The sequence below is a fragment of the Pseudomonas sp. GP01-A4 genome, from assembly GCF_058780865.1.
In genome coordinates, this window is record NZ_JBYSWF010000020.1 from 40,691 (window position 1) to 58,348 (window position 17,658).

The following is a 17,658-nucleotide window of genomic DNA, read 5'->3' on the forward strand; positions in this document are numbered from 1 at the left end:
TGGCAACCTTGAATATAGCGGGTTGAACAGCTTTTACCGGCTGATTTAACGCCCCTAAAAACCTGACACTACGATCAGGACTTTTCGTTTTGCTACTGCCCTCCGAATCCATAAGGCCAAGCCACGTCCATCGGGCTTGTCACTTCTAAAAACAAGCGTGAGGAACACCATGTCTCAGCCCACCGATCGCCTCTGGGGTGCTCGTTTCAAGTCCGGCCCGTCTGCTGCTTTGGCGGCGCTGTCCCGTTGCCCCGAGCGCTATTTTCGCCTGACGCCCTACGACCTCGCCGGCTCCCGGGCCCATGCCCGTGAGTTGCAGCGCGCCGGGTTGCTGGATGAGTCGGAAACCTTGCGCACCCTGGAAGCGCTGGACCGCATCGGTGAGGACTTTGCCGCTGGCCGCCTGCACCCGACGCTGGATGACGAGGATGTGCACACCTTCATCGAGCGGGTGTTGACCGAGCGTTTGGGCGCCCTGGGCGGCAAGTTGCGCGCCGGACGTTCGCGCAATGACCAGACGGCCAACGATTTGCGCCTGTTCCTGCGGGACCACGCGCGCACCATCACCACCGAGGTGCTGGGGTTGCAGCAGGCGCTGGTGGACCAGGCCGAGCAGCATATCGAGAGCATATGCCCGGGTTTCACCCACTTGCAGCAGGCTCAGCCGATTGTGTTCGCCCACCACTTGTTGGCTCATGCGCAATCGATGCTGCGGGATGTGCAGCGCCTGGTGGACTGGGATGCGCGTACGGCGTTGTCGCCGTTGGGTGCTGCGGCGATGGCCGGCTCGGCAATTGCTCGCCAGCCGGAGCATTCGGCCAAGGAGATGGGTTACGCCGGGCCGTGCGAAAACTCTATCGACGCTGTAGCCAGTCGCGACCACGTGGCGGAGTTTCTGTTTGTGGCAGGCATGCTCGGGGTGAATATTTCGCGGCTGTCGGAGGAGTTTTGCCTGTGGTCGTCGCGGCAGTTTCGCTGGGTGCAGTTGGACGATGCCTACGCCACCGGTAGCTCGATCATGCCGCAGAAGAAGAACCCGGACATTGCCGAATTGGCGCGGGGTAAAGCGGGGCGCTTGATTGGCAACCTGACCGGGCTGATGTCGACGCTCAAGTCCTTGCCGCTGTCGTACAACCGCGATTTGAGTGAAGACAAGCACAGTGTGTTGGACAGCGTGGATACCTTGCTGTTGGTGCTGCCGGCGATGGCCGGGATGGTCGCGACGATGAAGGTGCAGGTGGAAGAGCTGCGGCGTCAGGCGCCGATGGGTTTCACATTGGCAACTGAGGTGGCGGATTGGCTGGCCACTCGTGGTGTGCCGTTCAAGGAGGCCCATGAGATTACCGGTGCCTTGGTGCAAGCCTGTGAGAAGCATGAAATTGAATTGTGGGAAGCCTCGCCGGCGTTGTTGGCAGACGTGGATACGCGGCTGACGCCGCAAGTGCGTGAGTGCCTGACCCTGGAAGCGGCGATTGCGGCGCGCAATGGTTGGGGTGGGACGGCACCGGAGCGGGTAAGGGAGCAGATTGGGCGGTTGAAGACTGCGTTGGCTGTGCAGCAAGAGTGGGCACAGAGTTACACCGGTTTTCGGATTTGAGACAGCTTCACTTGTAGGAGCGAGCTTGCTCGCGAAAAACTCAAGAACGCCGCTGGGTGTCAGGTTTCCAGCGTTATCGTTCACGACCATCGCGAGCAAGCTCGCTCCTACAGGGTTAAAGATCGTTCCCACGCTCTGCGTGGGAATGCCGCCTTGGACGCTCCGCGTCCTGCCGCCAATGCAGGTGGTGACGCGGAGCGTCACGGGATGCATTCCCACGCAGAGCGTGGGAACGATCATCAGTGTATTCAGTTGTTTTGGAGAGTCACCATGAAACAAACCCCGGCAGAGCGCTTGCAAGCCGAGCGCCAGCAGACCGAGAACCAGTTCGATATCACCCAGTACGAGCACGTGCCCCGTCGCTATTACGGGCGGATGTTTTTTGCCACGTTGATCGTGATCGCACTGGCTGCCTTGCTGCGTGCATTCGCCAACGGTCAGATCGAATGGTCCTACATCGGTCAGTTCCTCACGTCCGAGGCGATCATCTGGGGCCTGGTGAACACCATCATCATGTCGATCCTGGCGATGGCGCTGGGCGTGGTGATCGGGGTGATCACGGCGATCATGCGCATGTCGGCCAACCCGATCCTGCGCTACGTGGCCATCACCTACACCTGGCTGTTCCGGGGTACGCCGCTGATTCTGCAACTGCTGTTGTGGTTCAACCTGGCGCTGATTTTCCCGGTGATCGCGATTCCCGGGCTGTTCAGCATCGACACCGTGGACCTGATGACGCCGTTCGTGGCCGCCCTCCTCGGCCTGAGCATCAACCAGGGTGCCTACACCGCTGAAGTGGTGCGCGCCGGCCTGTTGTCGGTGGACACCGGTCAGTACGAAGCCGCCAAGTCGATCGGCATGCCGAGCCTTCAGGCGCTGCGTAGGGTGATTCTGCCCCAGGCGATGCGGGTGATCATTCCGCCTGTAGGCAACGAGTTCATCAGCATGGTGAAAATGACCAGCCTGGCGAGTGTGATCCAGTACTCGGAGCTGCTGCACAACGCGCAAAACATCTACTACGCCAACGCCCGGGTCATGGAGCTGCTGATTGTTGCCGGCATCTGGTACTTGGCGGTGGTGACTGTTCTTTCATTCGGTCAGAGCCGCCTCGAGCGTCGTTTTGCCCGCGGCGCCGGCAAGCGCTCGTAAGCCCTGACTGAGGAGATTTGCCCATGAGAAGCATCGTCAAGGCCGTGAACCTGAACAAGTATTACGACCAGTATCACGCGTTGCAGGACATCAACCTGGAAGTCGAACAAGGCGAAGTGCTGTGCATCATCGGCCCGTCCGGTTCCGGCAAAAGTACCCTGCTGCGCTGCGTCAATCAGCTGGAAAAAATCGACAAGGGCGGCCTGTGGGTCGACGGCGAACTGGTGGGTTACCGGGTCGTCGGCAACAAGCTGCACGAATTAAATGAATCACAGATCGCCCGTCAGCGGTTGGCCACCGGCATGGTGTTTCAGCGCTTCAATCTGTTCCCGCACATGACCGTGTTGCAGAACATCATCGAAGGCCCGTGCCAGGTGCTCAAGCGTTCACCCAAGGAAGCCACCGAGGACGCGCTGGAGTTGCTGGCCCGCGTCGGCCTGGCGGACAAACGCAATGCCTACCCGGTGGAGTTGTCCGGCGGCCAGCAACAACGTGTGGCAATTGCCCGTGCGTTGGCGATGCGCCCCAAGCTGATGTTGTTTGACGAACCCACGTCAGCCCTCGACCCGGAGCTGGTAGGAGAAGTGCTGTCGGTGATGCGCGATTTGGCCACCACCGGCATGACCATGATTGTGGTCACCCATGAGTTGGGCTTCGCCCGCGAAGTGTCCAACCGCATGGTGTTTATGGATGCCGGCCAGATTGTGGAAGCCGGCAGCCCGGAAGAAATTCTAATAAGCCCACAAAACCCGCGTACCCAAAGCTTTATTTCTGCCGTTCGCACTTAACTAAAAAACTAACGAGAACGCCCCCATGAAAAATCTGTTTCTTCCAAGTTTGCTCGTAGGCCTGATGGCCTCCACTTCGGTTTTGGCGGCATTGCCGGCAGCGATCAAGGACAAGGGTGAGATCAGCGCGGCCATCGTGCCGAACTACCCGCCGATGGATTTCAAGGACACCGCCACCAACAAGCTCACCGGCCTGGACTTTGACCTGGGCAACGCCCTGGCCGAGCGTTTGGGGGTGAAGATCAAGTGGCAGGAAACCGGCTTCGAACAAATGCTCAGCGGCCTGACCACCAAGCGCGTGGACATTGTGCTGTCGGGCATGACCGACACTGCCGAGCGTCAGAAGGCGGTGACCTTTATCGACTACTTCACCAGCGGCCCGCAGTTGTACACCCTGGCCAAGCGTGAAGACCTCAAGGAATTGACTGACCTGTGCGGTAAAAAAGTCGGCACCAGCCGACGTACGACCTGGCCGTCGGAAATTGCCGCATGGAGCAAGGAAAACTGCGAGAAGGCCGGTAAGCCAGCCATCGTAGTGATTGGCACTGAGGGTTCGGCGGATGCGCGGGCACAGTTGCAGCAGAACCGTCTGGATGCGGCGATGCAAGGCAGTGAAACCATTCCTTACCTGATGTCGCTGGACAAGGGTAAGTACAAGCCAGTGGGCCTGGCGATTTCCAAGCAGTTCACCGGGCTTGGGATTGAGAAGAGCAATACCGAGTTGGTCACGGCCATCAGTGAGGCGTTGCAGGGCATGATTGATGATGGGACCTACGGCAAGATTCTGCAGAAGTGGGATCTGGAGCAAGGTGCGGTGGAAAAAATCAGCATCAATGCCGGCCAGTAACTCGATCTAAATGTGGGAGCGGGCTTGCTCGCGAATGCGGTGGATCAGCCAGTACAGTTGGCACTGACACACCGCATTCGCGAGCAAGCCCGCTCCCACACTGGATCTTCATCGCCTTGAAAAAAGAATAAGGACATCCGCCCCACCGTGGCCACGTACTCCCTGGTAATCCGCCGCCTGATGATCTGCTCGGTGACCATCGTCGTCAGCCGCGCCATGACCAGCCCATTGCTCGCCCTGTTGCTGAGCACCCGCCTGGGCCTCAACCAGCAAGACATCGGCTTGCTGATGGGCATCGCCGTGTTCATCGCCACCCTGCTGGGCCTCTATGGTGGCTACATCATCGACCGCCTGGAAAAACGCAAGCTGCTGATCCTGGCGATGCTTTCCAGTTCCATCGGTTTTCTGTTGCTGACCTTAGCCAGCAACCTGTACCTGACCACCCTGACCCTGGTGATCACCGAAGCCGCTTCGGCGCTGTTCCTGATCGGCTCCAAGGCGATCATCAGCGAGAACCTGCCGGTGGGCCAGCGGGCCAAGGTGTTTTCCCTGCGCTACACCCTGACCAATGTCGGCTACGCCACCGGCCCGATGCTCGGCGTGGTGATTGCCGGGCAGATGCCCCTGGCACCGTTCCTGATCGCCAGCGCGATTGCCTTTGGCAGCCTGTTCCTGATGATCGGCATCCCACCGACCCAGCGCGACGACAGCAACAAACCCTTAAGTTTTCTCAGCACCCTGAGGACCCTGCGCAGCGATCGCACCTTGATCCTGTTCACCAGCGGCAGCCTGTTGAGCACCATTGTCCACGGGCGCTACACCCTGTATCTGTCGCAGTTTCTGCTGGTGGCCTACAAGCCGGAGAACGCGCTGAAAATCCTCTCTGCGGTGCTGGCGTGCAACGCTATCACGGTGATCCTGATGCAGTACCAGATCGGCCGCTTCCTCAAGCGTGAACAACTGCGCTACTGGATCGTGCTCGGCACCTCACTGTTTATTGCCGGGTTGATCGGCTTCAGCATGGCGGACGGCCTGGTGTCGTGGTGTGTCGCGATGTTTGTGTTCACCCTCGGGGAGATGATCATCTACCCGTCCGAGTTCCTGTTTATCGACACCATCGCCCCGGACGCCCTGCGCGGCAGTTATTACGGCGCACAAAACCTGGCGGCATTTGGCGGCGCCTTGAGCCCGGTAATCTGCGGCTACCTGCTGATCAATGCATCCCCCGCCTCGATGTTCTATGTACTGAGCGGGTTGACGGCAGTGGGTGGCACCTTGTGTTTCCTGAGTGGCCGGCGTGTGGTGGTCCGTGCGTAATTTCTACTGATATTTGCTCGATATCCCGCTATTAATAGCGAAATCTCTCACGGACCCGAGCCCCATGAAATTCGACACGGCCTACAGCCTGAGTCTCGACGACAAGCTGTCGATCTATGACGTGCGCGACCTGAATTTCGACGAAACCGCCGCCTTCGATTCCGACAAGGACAGTTTCCTGTGCCCCAACGACGAATGCCGGGCGGCGTTTGCGGCGGGCAATGTGTTGGGCACGTTCAATGCAAAAAACGTCAATTACCTGCGTACGCCCCACTTCAAGAACATCCCCAGCACCCGGCATATCGAGGGTTGCCGTTACGCCAGTCGCCCTGCCGGAAAAGGCGAATCTGAGGATGGGCCGGAGGAAAACTTTCCGTCGGAATTTGTCCTGACGCGGCGCCAGTACGAACGCAAAACGCCGGTCATCGGTGCTGAGGGTGGCACCGCACAAGAGCCGCCGAAAACGCCGACAACCCGCAACGCCTTGTCTCACAGCTCAAGCGACACCACCCCGGACAAGACCAGCGTCTTTGCCCACCCGGTGGAATGCTACGTGTCCAATATCGGCGACAAGGACAAGCTCAAAAGCATGCCCTTGAAGATCGGCGAGCACACCGCGACCTACTGGACGTTTTTCAAGAAGATCGAATACCTGCAGGACAACAAAGGCCTGATCTACTGGGGCAAGATCAAGGAGATCAAGGACTACACCAGCAGCTTTCGCATCGACTTCGAAAAGAAAGCCTGGCTCGACAAAAAGCCCTATTCCATCAACGTTTACCTGAGCAAAAAACTGATCGAGAACTACCGCAAGCGCAAGGCGTTCCTGGAGCAGATCAAGGCCGCGGTGGACAGTGATCGAGCGCTGTATTGCTTCTTCTACGGGGTGACACCGGAGCTGAAACAGGTGCCAAGCAAGAAAAACCCCGAGCAGACGTTCGGGGTGTTCAGTGCCAATATCGAGAACCTGGATCACCTGATTATTCGCGAGGCGCCGGGGTTGGGAGAACGGTAATGCGATTCCAGGTCAGGCCCTTCGGCTGAATAAACGGTACTTTTCACGTGCAAGTGCGGCGCCCGCAGGGTCCAAGCCGCCTACCGTGACCAACCAGTGAATCAGCATTTCCTCATCCGGTAAATGAAGCCCCTTCACATCTTTCAAGCTTCGAGGCGTATGGTTGATTCGAGCGTCGTAATGCAGAGCGCTCCAAGGCATTGCAACAAGATCCACGCCTTCTGCGTCCATCTCAAAACTCCGCAATATTTCGTTGATTTGAGTCTGCGCACTCCGATCACCCCGCTGCTGTAGAGAGTACGACTCGACCAAACTGACGAATTGCTGTTCAGGCACAGACGGATCAACCAAATCCAAAACATCAGACTTTAAGGCGAGATCCAAAACACCACTCATCCACCGATTAATAAAGGTGCGCACGAAGCCATCGGCGTCGGCTTTTTTCATATCAAAAAACAGCATGCAATAGCGGGTTTTCAGATGTATCGCCAACAGCACATGTTTACGTTGCACCGTCGCGGCATGGACCAGCCACTGATGAGGGTCGGCGTACAGGTCATCGCCCTGGCGCTCTTGTGTCGGCGGTTTTTGAACCGGGGTAATTTTTTTGCCTTTGTGAACCCGGCTAAAAAAATTACCAGCCGCCTGCGTACAATTAAAACTAAGCATCAAGATATTTCCTGAACATTCTGACTGAAGTCTAAGACAAGACTCAGTCGCCTTGTACGTGTGCAGCAACCCACTCGATTTCGTAACGCTGCCTGACCGCGTAGCCGATAGCGCTCAATGTCTCTTCGCTTAATACCGACAACTCTGAATCACTCAACAAATCATGCCTGATCATTTGCGCAAGGCTCTCGCGGGCTTTCGAACGACTGTAGAGATCAAACATTCGGACGACATCGTTATCGCGATCCCTGGTGAGGCTATACAGCGTCCTGTACCGAGCCTCGGCAGAAAGCGTTTCGCGCTCGCTGATGGTCTTTGCATCAGCCAGTACGCCTAGGTAAAAGCGTTCAAGCGCCAATGCCCTGAGGACTTTGAACTTCTGCCAATCGCTTTCGGAAATGGACATGACATTCCCCCGGTCACTTTCTTTTGAATAGAGAAGTAACCCTAGCCTGCGGCTAAAAGAACGCAAAATCCACTTGCGTCAGACCAGCATGCTCACCATCACCACGCCCAACAACCCGATATACACCCGCGCATGCAGTGCATCCGGGATGCGGCCGATCCACGGTGTGGCCAGGCGAATGCCCAGCAGCGAACCCAGGGTGAGGATGGCAAACGCCAGCAAGTCGACATAGCCGACAAACCACGCGCCCAATTCCACCTTGGCGAATCCTGCCATGAGCATGTAGGTAAACGTACCGGCCAGCGCCACCGGTACGCTCAGCGGGTTGGCCATGGACGTGGACTGGGACATGCTCAAGCCACAACGGCGTAACAGCGGCACGGTCATCACGCTGCCGCCCACCCCCAGGAAGGTCGCGATCAGGCCAATCGCGATGCCGCCGCCCGTCACTTCCGCGCCGCTCAGGCGTCGTGGCTGGAGCCTGTCGTCCTGGCTGAGAAAGCCCCTGCGCAACAGGCAATCGACAATGGTAATGGCCAGGTAGGCGATAAAGGCGTACCGCATGAAATCACCGCTGGCGAACATTGCAGCCCCTGCGCCCAGCACGGCGCCGACCCCGATGTACCCGCCCAACGGCCACAGGTAATGGCGAATCAGATTACCTTTGCGCTGGTGTTTTCCGGTGGCAAGCAGCGCGTTGACGATCATCACGCAGGTCGAGGTGGCGACCGCGATATGCATCGCTGATCCACTCACGCCCGCGTCGTGGCTGAGCTTGAGCATGCCGTACAGCAACGGCACCACCACGAACCCGCCACCGAAGCCGAACAGCACAGCGGTTACGCCGGTCATGCAGCCGAACAGTGCCAGTAATAGATAGAACATCGAGAATCGCCTTCAGTATCAGGGAGAGCTGTCGACGATAGAGACTCAAGGCTTGGCCCGCTTGCGCATGTCGGCCAATAATGTGCGAGATATTGCCACTTTCGGAATCAGCTCCATGCGCAACGTTTCCATCGCTCAGCTCGACCTGACCCCGCGAACGGTCGTGGCAATCGGCACCGACTATCCCCACGGCTATCTGCTCAAGCGCCACAGCCATCGGCGCGGCCAGTTGTTGTATGGCGCCACCGGGGTGATGCAAGTCAGCACCCAGCAAGGCAACTGGGTTGTGCCGCCCCAGCGCGCGGTGTGGATTCCCGCCCAAGTGCCCCATGAAGTGCTGATGCTCGGCGTGTCGACGCGCAGCCTGTATATCGAACCGCACGCCGTCACCGACTTGGGCACCGACTGCCACGTCATCAACGTTTCCCCCCTGATGCGCCAGCTGCTGATGGAGGCGGTGGAGCTGCCGCTGGAATACGACGAGGCCGGGCGCGACGGTGCGCTGGTCAGCCTGCTGTTGCATGAACTGGCACGCGCCACGCACTTGCCCCTGCATATCCCGCTGCCGGAGGAACCACGGCTGCTTGAGCTGTGCCTGACGTTTCTGCAGCGGCCGGACGTGCACCAGTCACCGGTTCAATGGGCGCAACAATCGCACCTGAGCCTGCGCACCTTCAGCCGGCATTTCCGCCAACAAACCGGCCTGAGCTTCGTGCAGTGGCGCCAGCGAGCCTGTGTTGTGCAGGCCTTGGCGCGGTTGGCCAGCGGTGAAAGCGTCACCCGGATCGCCCTGGACCTGGGCTATGAAAACCCGGCGGCATTTTCCAGCATGTTCCGCCGGGTGCTTGGGCAGTCACCGAGCACCTACCTGGAAGGGGCGAAATAGAGCGGCGGCGGCGCTATCGGAAAATCCAGTTGATGAGCGGTCAAAACAACTGTACAAAAACACAGTATAGTTTGCCCTCCCCCGTCGAACCTGGAGAAAGTCCATGTCCTCTCTGGCAATGAGCAGCACTGTAGAACAGCAGATCGTCCTTCATCAATTCACCCCACGGCACAGCGTCCAGGCCCGCCTGATGCTGGGCTGGAGCCGGGAAGACCTGGCCCGGGAAGCGGATGTGGAAGTGGACGCCCTTCAACGTTTTGAAAGCCATGGCGACGTGGACGATGCTGTCCGCCTGAGTGTGGCGTTTCGCCTGGAGGCTGAAGGGTTGGTGTTTTTCCCGGGCTTTGCGCCGGGTTGGGGGATGAATGTGCGGGGCCGCGCCAGCACTCCGGCACAACCGGCCGCCAAAGGGATCATCTCAAGGTTTCTGGATTCAACAGCGGCGTCCATTGACCCAACAACACCTCAGCCCAATGGTGCATAGCGCGCAAGGCCATCAACTCACGCCTGCAACTGCAGCGCCCGACGGATCATTTGTGGCGGTTGGCCAAACGCTCGCAGGAAGGCTCGACGCATGCGCTCCGGGTCACCGAAGCCCGTCTCCCGGGCGACAACGTCGATGGAGTGGCTGCCGGATTCGAGCATCAACCGGGCGGCTTCAATGCGCAGGTGTTCTACCGCCTTGGCCGGCGATTGCCCGGTTTCGGCGCGGAACAGTCGGCTGAACTGACGCGGGCTGAGGTGTGCCGCTTGCGCCAGTTGTTCTACCGAGAGGTCCTCGTGCAAGTGCCCTTTGGCCCACGCCAGGGCGGTTTGTACGCGGTCAGACTTTGGGTCCAGTTCCAGCAACGCCGAGAACTGTGACTGGCCACCGGCACGGCGATGGTAAACCACCAGTTTTTTCGCCACGTCGCGGGCCACTTCCACGCCCAAATCGTGCTCGACCAGGGCCAGGGCCAGGTCGATGCAGGCGGTCATCCCGGCAGAGGTCCAGAGCGGGCCATCGACGGTGAAGATCCGGTCTTCCTCCAGCTTCACATTGGGGTAGCGCTGGCGAAACGTCATGGCGTGGTACCAGTGGGTGGTTGCCTTGCGCCCTTCCAGCAGGCCGGCCGCTGCCAGGTGGAACGAACCGGTGCAGGCCGATGTAACCCGGCGCGACGCCGTCAATGATGCTTGCAGGTACTCCACCATGCCAGGAGTGGGCTCAAGTAGTTCGTTGTCCCCCAGCACCAGGATCGTGTCGTAGACCTGCTGCCCGAACGCCAGGCTATCAATGGCAAAGCCCATGGAGCTTTTTATCGGCCCGCCATGCTCCGACAACAAGTCCACGCGGTAGAACGGTCGCCCCACCACGAAGTTGGCAAATTCGAACACGCTGCTGGTGGACAGGCTGAGCACCTGGAAACCGGGAAAAAGCAGAATACCGACGGACACCATGGCCAAACCTCATGTCTCTAAAGGAGGGATATATGACATTGCAGCCATCACATTACACCCATAATCTTGGTTCCAACAAGGCCGATCCCCTCCCCGGCCCATTTGGAGCAACTGCCATGTCGCAACACAAAGGTTATGCCCTGATTACCGGTGCCTCGTCAGGAATTGGTGCGGTGTATGCCGACCGCCTGGCCCGTGCCGGCTACGATCTGATTCTGGTGGCCCGCAACCAGCAACGTCTGGAGCAGTTGGCAACACGCTTGAAAGCCAATACCCAGCGTGACGTGCAGGTGATAGCGGCCGATCTCAATCTGCCAGCCGACTTGGCGCGAATCGCCCGGATCGCGCACGAAGACAGCCGTATCAGCCTGCTGGTGAATAACGCCGGTGTGGGCGCCACGGCTTCGCTGCTGGAGTCGGATGCCGACAAAATGGACGCGATGATTCTGCTGAACGTACTGGCGCTGACCCGCCTGGCCAAAGCCGCGGCAACCAACTTTGTCGCCCAGGGCCGTGGCACGATTATCAATATCGGCTCGATTGTCGCTCTCGCTCCCAAAGTGCTGAACGGCGTGTATGGCGGTACCAAAGCGTTCGTGCAGGCGTTCAGCGAATCGCTGCAGCATGAGCTGAGTGACAAGGGCGTAGTGGTCCAGGTGGTGCTGCCAGGCGCTACCGCCACGGAGTTCTGGGACATCGCCGGCCTGCCTGTGAACAACCTGCCGGAAGCCATGGTGATGACCACCGAAAACCTGGTGGACGCCGCGCTGGCAGGCCTCGCCCAGGGCGAAGCCGTGACGATTCCGTCCCTGCCGGACAGCGCCGATTGGGACACCTACGAAAGCGCACGGCTGGCCCTGGGCCCGAACCTGTCGCACCGTGAACCCGCCGCTCGTTATGGGTTGAAGTAATCCGGACTAGCGCAGGCCGGGTGTAAACGCAGGCTTCCTGATTGCATCGGAGGCCTGCTCATACCCGTAGGCTACCGACAGCAACGTGGCTTCGCTCAAATTTGCCCCATAAAAGTGAACGGCCGTTGGCATCCCTTCATCGTCCATTCCCGATGGCATCGAGATACCGGGATAACCGGCCACTGCCGAGTAGTAGTAACTGTACGAGTGAAAATTGGACACTATTGCGTCAAGCTTATGCTCGGCCAGCGGCTTATCGATGGTGCTTTTGAAAATCGGGCCGATGGCAGTCCATAACTCATTGCGCGCCTGATCACTGATATCCATCCCGTTGATCATGGTGAGCATCTGTTGATCCGGCACACCCGGACCGCTGTTGCGCTCGTTGAATTCAATCAGCTCAGCCAGCGACTTCACCGGCAAGCCTGCCCGTCCGGCCAGGTAGGCTTCAAGCTGGTGTTTAACGTCCGATAACAACGCGTCGTTATATTGTTCATGGGTTTCGTACGGGACGCCCTCACCCAGTTGACCCACGGGTACCAATGTCGCGCCCTTGCCCCGCAGCAACGTAATGGCATCCTCGAAGTGCTGCCTGTCGGCTATTTTCGCCGGGTCGTTGGCATCTTCTGCTGATAACTCAGGCAACGGCGTATAGCCGATGCGCTTGCCCACCAAGGCGTCAGGCTTGATTCCCTGGGTGTAGCGGTTGGTATCCGTCATCGCATCCAGTGCTTGCGCCGCATCACGCACGTTACGGGTGAAGGTGCCCACCGTGTCCTGGCGGGAACTGGTCATCACCCCTTCGGTACTCACTAATCCTTCGGTCGGTTTGAAACCAATAACACCGTTGTAAGCCGCCGGCGTAATGATTGAACCATTGGTTTCGACCCCCAATGCCAAGGGCACAATCCCTTGAGCAACGGCTACCGCAGAGCCCGTACTCGAGCCCGCCGCCTGGCCATCCAGCCGATGCGGGTTGAGGGTCAAGCCGCCCCTGGAGCTCCAGCCATCAACCGGCGCCTCAGAGCGAAAATTGGACAATTCGCTCATGTTGGTTTTTCCAATAATCACAACGCCAGCCTTCAGCAGGTTGTCCACCACCTTGGCGTTCCTTGAAGCGGGCCTGCCCACCAGCGCCATGGAGCCACCGCTGGTCTGCATCTTGTCGCCGGTTTCGAACACATCCTTGAGCGCTATCGGAACGCCATGCAAAGGCCCGCGCACTTTGCCTTCGGCCCGTTCCAGATCCAGCGCACGGGCTTTCAAACGAGCGTCAGGATTGATTTCAATGAACGCATTGCCGCCCTGCAAGCCCTTGTCCATGTTGGCGATCAGCTTCAGCGAATCCCTCACCACCGAATCGGAACTGGCCCCATTGGGCCGGGTCATGGCCGCCGCCAAATCGTCGGCACTCCTGTAGGCCTGTGGCGGGTTCACCACTGCATCGAAAAGCCCCGCTGCCCATCCCGCGCCCAAACCTGGTCCGATCATAAATACTCCCCGCCTGCCTGAATGTTGGGAATACCGTTCGATATCCCTGCCTCAGTCTAAGAAGCGAAATACTCGATGACTCGGGGGCAACTCTTACCGCGGCGTACGATCACTCTCCCCATGGCGTAGGCCCTTAAAGCCGCCCTAGAACCTGCTGACAACCTCGCACCAACGCCGCCAGACGATCTCTGGACCAGTGCGCACCATAGAACCAGACGACCCTCGACACCCCGTCGACGTCGGTGCCCGCGGGCACGCTGAAGCGTGGGTTATCGGCAGTCGCTGCTTTGTGGAAAGCAACACCTTGCGCATCCGCCACCACCCCATCCAGGCGGTTTTCCGTGACCCGGTCGTTAATCTCATTCCCGGGGTCCAGGGTGAAGTGACGTGTGTCATCGGTCACCTGCGCCGTCACAGGCACCAATTGCGCACCGGCTGCACGCAGTACGTCCAGTACCCGGGCAAAGTGCGGGCTGTGTTTGGCGGGTTTGCGCACATCACCGGTAACGTACTCGCTGGCAAAACCAATACGGCTGCCAGCCAGGGGCGGTGTGTTGATCAGATGACCCGGATCAGCGACGGGTGGAATCTCCACCATCACCCGCCCCTCGGGGTCGACACCGCTGAGGGCAATCAGTGATAACGCGGGATCGCGCACGCTGTGCATCATGGGGCCAGGGAGGTCGAGCCTGGGGCCGTAACCGCCCGTGGAGCCGAACTCCAGGCCGCCCTGGTGAGTGGCCGAATTGACGATCGTACCGGCCGCATGACTGCCAAACACGACGCCCTGGCTGGCAGCGGGGGCGCAAGGCTGGGGAGTACAACTGTCCCCCGATCCTGAAGGCTTGAACAGGCAGCGCACGCCCGGCCCCGTGACCTTCCTACTCTTATCGTCCATACACTCCCACGCCCCGGAATAAAGTTTCGAGGCGTGATTGCATCCCTTCAGCGAGGTGGATGTCTGTCGGAAATGGCTGGTTATGGCTCGTTCAAAATCCCTGAGCGCGCGATCAGACGGTGATTATCCGCTGACGTGCGCTTCACTGCCCTGATGCTCGACTTCCAGCCACCAGGCCTGCCCGCGCTCCGGCTGGTTGAGCATGAACGCCTGCCCCATCGCCGGTGTGGTGATCGACACGTTACGCTCCCATGCCAGCGCCATGATGCGGTCGAAGGGTTCGTGCCATGCATGAAACGCCAGGTCGAACGTGCCGTTATGGATCGGCAGCAGCCAGCGGCCCTTCAAGTCGATGTGCGCCTGCAGGGTTTCTTCCGGTTGCATGTGCACGTGGGGCCAGTCGACGTTGTAGGCACCCGTCTCCATCAGGGTCAGGTCAAACGGGCCGTACTGCTCGCCGATACGCTTGAAGCCCTCGAAATAGCCGGTATCACCGCTGAAGAAAATTCGCCGTGAGCCGTCGATCATCACCCACGAACACCACAGCGTCTGGTTGCCATCGAACAGGCCGCGCCCGGAAAAGTGCTGGGCCGGCGTGGACACAAAACGAATCCCGTCCACTTCAGTGCCCTGCCACCAATCCAGCTGCCGCACCTTGCTGGCATCCACGCCCCACTTGACCAGCGTATCGCCCACACCCAGCGGCGCGAGGAAATAGCGGGTCTTGTCCGCCAGTTGCACCACCGCCTTGTGGTCCAGATGGTCGTAGTGGTTGTGGGAAAGAATCACCGCCTCGATCGGCGGCAGGTCCTCAAGGCTGATCGGCGGCTGATGGAAACGCTTGGGGCCCGCCCAACTGAACGGCGAAGCACGCTCGGCGAACACCGGGTCGGTCAGCCAGAACTTGCCGCGCATTTTCAGCAGCACGGTGGAATGGCCGAGGCGGAAAACGCTATGGTCCGGGGCGGCAAACAGTTGCTCGCGAGTCAGCGGCTGCACCGGGATCTCACCCACCGGGCGCGTGCTGCGGGGCTTCTGGAAGAGCATCTTCCACATGATGCCCAGGGTCTTGCCCAAGCCGCCATGCTGGATGGGCTTCTGATTGGTGAAGTGACCTTGATGCTGTTCGGAAGACTTGGGCGCTGTAGAAGAACTGTCGAGACGGGTTGAGATCGTGGCCATTACCGAGGAACTCCTGCAGACTGCTCTAAAAATTACACTGCACAGTGTAGTTTCTAGATTGCAACAAAACCGGGAGCAAGTAAACTACCGAGTGTAAGTTTCCCTTCAGAGCCGAACTCCCACCATGACTGTACCCCTGCGCCTCACCGACCGTAAACGCGAAGCCATCGTGGCAGCCGCCATTGCCGAGTTTCGTGACAACGGGTTCGAGGTCACCAGCATGGACAAGATTGCCGCCACGGCGGGTGTTTCCAAGCGCACGGTGTACAACCACTTCCCGAGCAAGGAAGAGCTGTTCGCCGAGATCCTGCATCAACTGTGGGCCAGCAGTGTTGCGCAACTGGACGTCAGCTACGCCAGCGACCGCCCGCTGCGAGAGCAACTGCGCGGGTTGCTGCAGGCCAAGATGACGATGATGTCGGACGCCAACTTCCTCGACCTGGCCCGGGTCGCGATTGCCGCCACCATCCACTCGCCGGAACGTGCCCAGGACATGGTCAACCGCCTGAGCAAGCGTGAAGAAGGCTTCACCCAATGGGTACGCGCCGCCCAGGAAGACGGCCGGCTGAGCTGCACCGACCCATGCTTCGCCGCCCACCAGGTGCAAAGCCTGCTCAAGGCCTTTGCCTTCTGGCCACAGATCACCCTCGGCCAGCCGACCCTGGACGCCGACGCCCAAGCGAACGTCATCGAGTCGGCCATCGACCTGTTCCTCGCAGGCTATGAGGTCGTGCCGCAGCACTGACCTGTTGCAGGAACGACATCCAAGGTCGTTTTTATCTGATTCGCCGCGTGTCCTTTGCAAATGGCCTGGAAGGACACTGATTATTCCCACGCGAATAACTGACAATATTCACACGTATTATCCGACCAGTGGTTTTCCCGATCACGTGTGCCGTCGTACCTGCAAAAAAAGAATCGACCCAGGAATCTATGGAAAACCAACGAGGCAAAGGGCTGTCATTTGCCAGACGTATCTACAGGCCAAGGATCATCGGCCTGGGCATCGGCTGCATCAGCGTCATCGCCGCGCTCTACCCACTGCAAATGCCAGGCTGGGTCTGGGCGTTGCTGCTGTTCAATGGTTTTGGCTGGGCGCACCTGGCCTATCAACTTTCGACCCGCTCCGATTTCCCCTACAAGGCGGAACGGCGAAACCTGCTCTACGACTCGCTGCTCGGCGGGTTCTGGGCGGCGACTACACAGTTCACGCCGCTGACGGCCGTGACCATCCTGTCGATGATGACCATGAACAACGTCGCCGCCGGCGGCAAACGCCTGTTCCTCCACGGCATCGTGGCGCAACTGGCAGGTATCGGCGTGTCCTGGCTGCTGTTTGGCATCCACTTCAATCCCGACGTCAGCCTGGTCCAGGTCTACGCCTGCCTGCCGATGCTGACCCTGTATCCCATGGCACTGGGCATGGTCTGCTACCGCCTGGCGATCAAATTGTCGGAACACAAACGCGCCCTGAGCGCCCTGAGCCGCACCGACAGCCTCACCGGCCTGCTCAACCATGGTTCGTGGAAAGACCTGCTGCACCTGAAGTTTCACAAGTGCCAGCAACAACATGGGAACGCCACCATCGCACTGATCGACATCGACCATTTCAAGCAGATCAACGACAGCTATGGGCACATCATCGGTGACCAGGTTCTGCGCCAACTAAGCCTGGAACTTCGACGCAACCTGCGGGCAAACGACCTGGCCGGGCGATACGGCGGCGACGAGTTCTGTGTGATTCTTCCTGACATGCCCATGGAACAGGCCGCGCAAGTCATGGAACGCATGCGCGAGGTGTTCAGCAATTACCGCAACCCGGAAATCCCCGAACTGCGGGTCAGCCTGAGCATTGGCCTGGCGTCTTTCCAGAGCACCTTCACCGACGCGGCCATGTGGCTCAACGCAGCGGACCGCGCGCTGTACGCGGCCAAGGACACCGGCCGTAACCGAGTCAATATCAGCGACTACGTGGTCGCCCATTCCGCCTGAATCCCGCCCTCTGCATCTCGTCTGAATTAAACGCGCCCGTCGCCGACCGATAGCATAATGCCGCCATTGGTCGACTGGCATAGAACTTCTTGCCGGCCATACGACTCAGAACCCGCTGTTCCACCCCGCTGCCAGCACAAGGAAGCTGGCAATGAGCACGTTTGCCGTATGGCCAGGCCTTACGG

18 protein-coding genes are annotated in these 17,658 nt (G+C 59.4%); 11 read left to right on the forward strand and 7 right to left on the reverse strand.

What is annotated here, in order from left to right:
* Positions 1-169 precede the first annotated feature (169 nt).
* From argH to AC3WKX_RS14145, 6 genes are all read left to right on the forward strand, one after another.
* Positions 170-1,597: an argininosuccinate lyase gene (gene argH / locus AC3WKX_RS14120; RefSeq protein ID WP_102605192.1), complete on the forward strand. Its 1,428-nt coding sequence runs from the start codon at positions 170-172 to the stop codon at positions 1,595-1,597.
* Positions 1,598-1,867: 270 nt separating this feature from the next.
* A complete protein-coding gene (locus AC3WKX_RS14125; RefSeq protein ID WP_003211504.1) occupies positions 1,868-2,746 on the forward strand; it encodes an amino acid ABC transporter permease in 879 nt (292 codons plus the stop codon).
* A 23-nt stretch (positions 2,747-2,769) separates the two neighbouring features.
* Entirely contained in the window at positions 2,770-3,534 is a 765-nt protein-coding gene (locus AC3WKX_RS14130) for an amino acid ABC transporter ATP-binding protein (protein ID WP_003211502.1), read from the forward strand.
* A gap of 25 nt (positions 3,535-3,559) precedes the next feature.
* The gene (locus tag AC3WKX_RS14135; RefSeq protein WP_102605193.1) at positions 3,560-4,381 is read left to right on the forward strand and encodes an ABC transporter substrate-binding protein; all 822 of its coding nucleotides are present in this window, start codon (positions 3,560-3,562) and stop codon (positions 4,379-4,381) included.
* Positions 4,382-4,528: 147 nt separating this feature from the next.
* Positions 4,529-5,698, forward strand: a complete 1,170-nt coding sequence (locus tag AC3WKX_RS14140; RefSeq protein ID WP_102605194.1) for an MFS transporter — start codon at positions 4,529-4,531, stop codon at positions 5,696-5,698.
* A 64-nt stretch (positions 5,699-5,762) separates the two neighbouring features.
* Complete coding sequence (locus AC3WKX_RS14145) at positions 5,763-6,713, forward strand: hypothetical protein (RefSeq protein ID WP_102605195.1); 951 nt, start codon at positions 5,763-5,765, stop codon at positions 6,711-6,713.
* 12 nt (positions 6,714-6,725) lie between these two features.
* Here the strand turns inward: AC3WKX_RS14145 and AC3WKX_RS14150 are convergent, their stop codons facing one another.
* From AC3WKX_RS14150 to AC3WKX_RS14160, 3 genes are all read right to left on the reverse strand, one after another.
* Positions 6,726-7,382, reverse strand: a complete 657-nt coding sequence (locus tag AC3WKX_RS14150) for a DUF6933 domain-containing protein (protein WP_023659241.1) — start codon at positions 7,380-7,382, stop codon at positions 6,726-6,728.
* A gap of 43 nt (positions 7,383-7,425) precedes the next feature.
* Positions 7,426-7,788, reverse strand: a complete 363-nt coding sequence (locus tag AC3WKX_RS14155; protein WP_003211495.1) for a hypothetical protein — start codon at positions 7,786-7,788, stop codon at positions 7,426-7,428.
* A gap of 78 nt (positions 7,789-7,866) precedes the next feature.
* The gene (locus AC3WKX_RS14160; protein WP_102605196.1) at positions 7,867-8,673 is read right to left on the reverse strand and encodes a sulfite exporter TauE/SafE family protein; all 807 of its coding nucleotides are present in this window, start codon (positions 8,671-8,673) and stop codon (positions 7,867-7,869) included.
* 115 nt (positions 8,674-8,788) lie between these two features.
* On the opposite strand from AC3WKX_RS14160, the gene AC3WKX_RS14165 reads away from it, so the two are divergent.
* Both AC3WKX_RS14165 and AC3WKX_RS14170 read left to right on the forward strand, forming a co-directional pair.
* Positions 8,789-9,559, forward strand: coding sequence for an AraC family transcriptional regulator (locus AC3WKX_RS14165; RefSeq protein WP_102605214.1), 771 nt, complete (start codon positions 8,789-8,791; stop codon positions 9,557-9,559).
* A 103-nt stretch (positions 9,560-9,662) separates the two neighbouring features.
* Positions 9,663-10,043 carry a helix-turn-helix domain-containing protein gene (locus AC3WKX_RS14170; protein WP_008432936.1) on the forward strand — a complete coding sequence of 127 codons (381 nt, stop codon included), beginning with the start codon at positions 9,663-9,665 and terminating at the stop codon, positions 10,041-10,043.
* Between the two features lie 17 nt (positions 10,044-10,060).
* Here the strand turns inward: AC3WKX_RS14170 and AC3WKX_RS14175 are convergent, their stop codons facing one another.
* A complete protein-coding gene (locus AC3WKX_RS14175) occupies positions 10,061-10,999 on the reverse strand; it encodes a GlxA family transcriptional regulator (RefSeq protein WP_008432938.1) in 939 nt (312 codons plus the stop codon).
* A gap of 116 nt (positions 11,000-11,115) precedes the next feature.
* Between AC3WKX_RS14175 and AC3WKX_RS14180 the strand changes: the two genes are divergently transcribed.
* On the forward strand, positions 11,116-11,910 hold the full coding sequence (locus tag AC3WKX_RS14180; protein ID WP_008432939.1) for an SDR family NAD(P)-dependent oxidoreductase: 795 nt from the start codon (positions 11,116-11,118) through the stop codon (positions 11,908-11,910).
* A gap of 6 nt (positions 11,911-11,916) precedes the next feature.
* Here the strand turns inward: AC3WKX_RS14180 and AC3WKX_RS14185 are convergent, their stop codons facing one another.
* From AC3WKX_RS14185 to AC3WKX_RS14195, 3 genes are all read right to left on the reverse strand, one after another.
* Positions 11,917-13,299 carry an amidase family protein gene (locus AC3WKX_RS14185; protein ID WP_256579803.1) on the reverse strand — a complete coding sequence of 461 codons (1,383 nt, stop codon included), beginning with the start codon at positions 13,297-13,299 and terminating at the stop codon, positions 11,917-11,919.
* A gap of 235 nt (positions 13,300-13,534) precedes the next feature.
* Complete coding sequence (locus tag AC3WKX_RS14190; RefSeq protein WP_102605199.1) at positions 13,535-14,299, reverse strand: hypothetical protein; 765 nt, start codon at positions 14,297-14,299, stop codon at positions 13,535-13,537.
* A 123-nt stretch (positions 14,300-14,422) separates the two neighbouring features.
* A complete protein-coding gene (locus AC3WKX_RS14195) occupies positions 14,423-15,481 on the reverse strand; it encodes an MBL fold metallo-hydrolase (protein WP_003211475.1) in 1,059 nt (352 codons plus the stop codon).
* Between the two features lie 124 nt (positions 15,482-15,605).
* Between AC3WKX_RS14195 and AC3WKX_RS14200 the strand changes: the two genes are divergently transcribed.
* Together AC3WKX_RS14200 and AC3WKX_RS14205 are read left to right on the forward strand one after the other, a co-directional pair.
* Positions 15,606-16,226 (forward strand): TetR/AcrR family transcriptional regulator, encoded by a 621-nt coding sequence (locus AC3WKX_RS14200; RefSeq protein WP_003211473.1) that lies wholly within the window; start codon positions 15,606-15,608, stop codon positions 16,224-16,226.
* Between the two features lie 188 nt (positions 16,227-16,414).
* Entirely contained in the window at positions 16,415-17,473 is a 1,059-nt protein-coding gene (locus tag AC3WKX_RS14205) for a diguanylate cyclase (protein WP_003211472.1), read from the forward strand.
* Positions 17,474-17,658 lie beyond the last annotated feature (185 nt).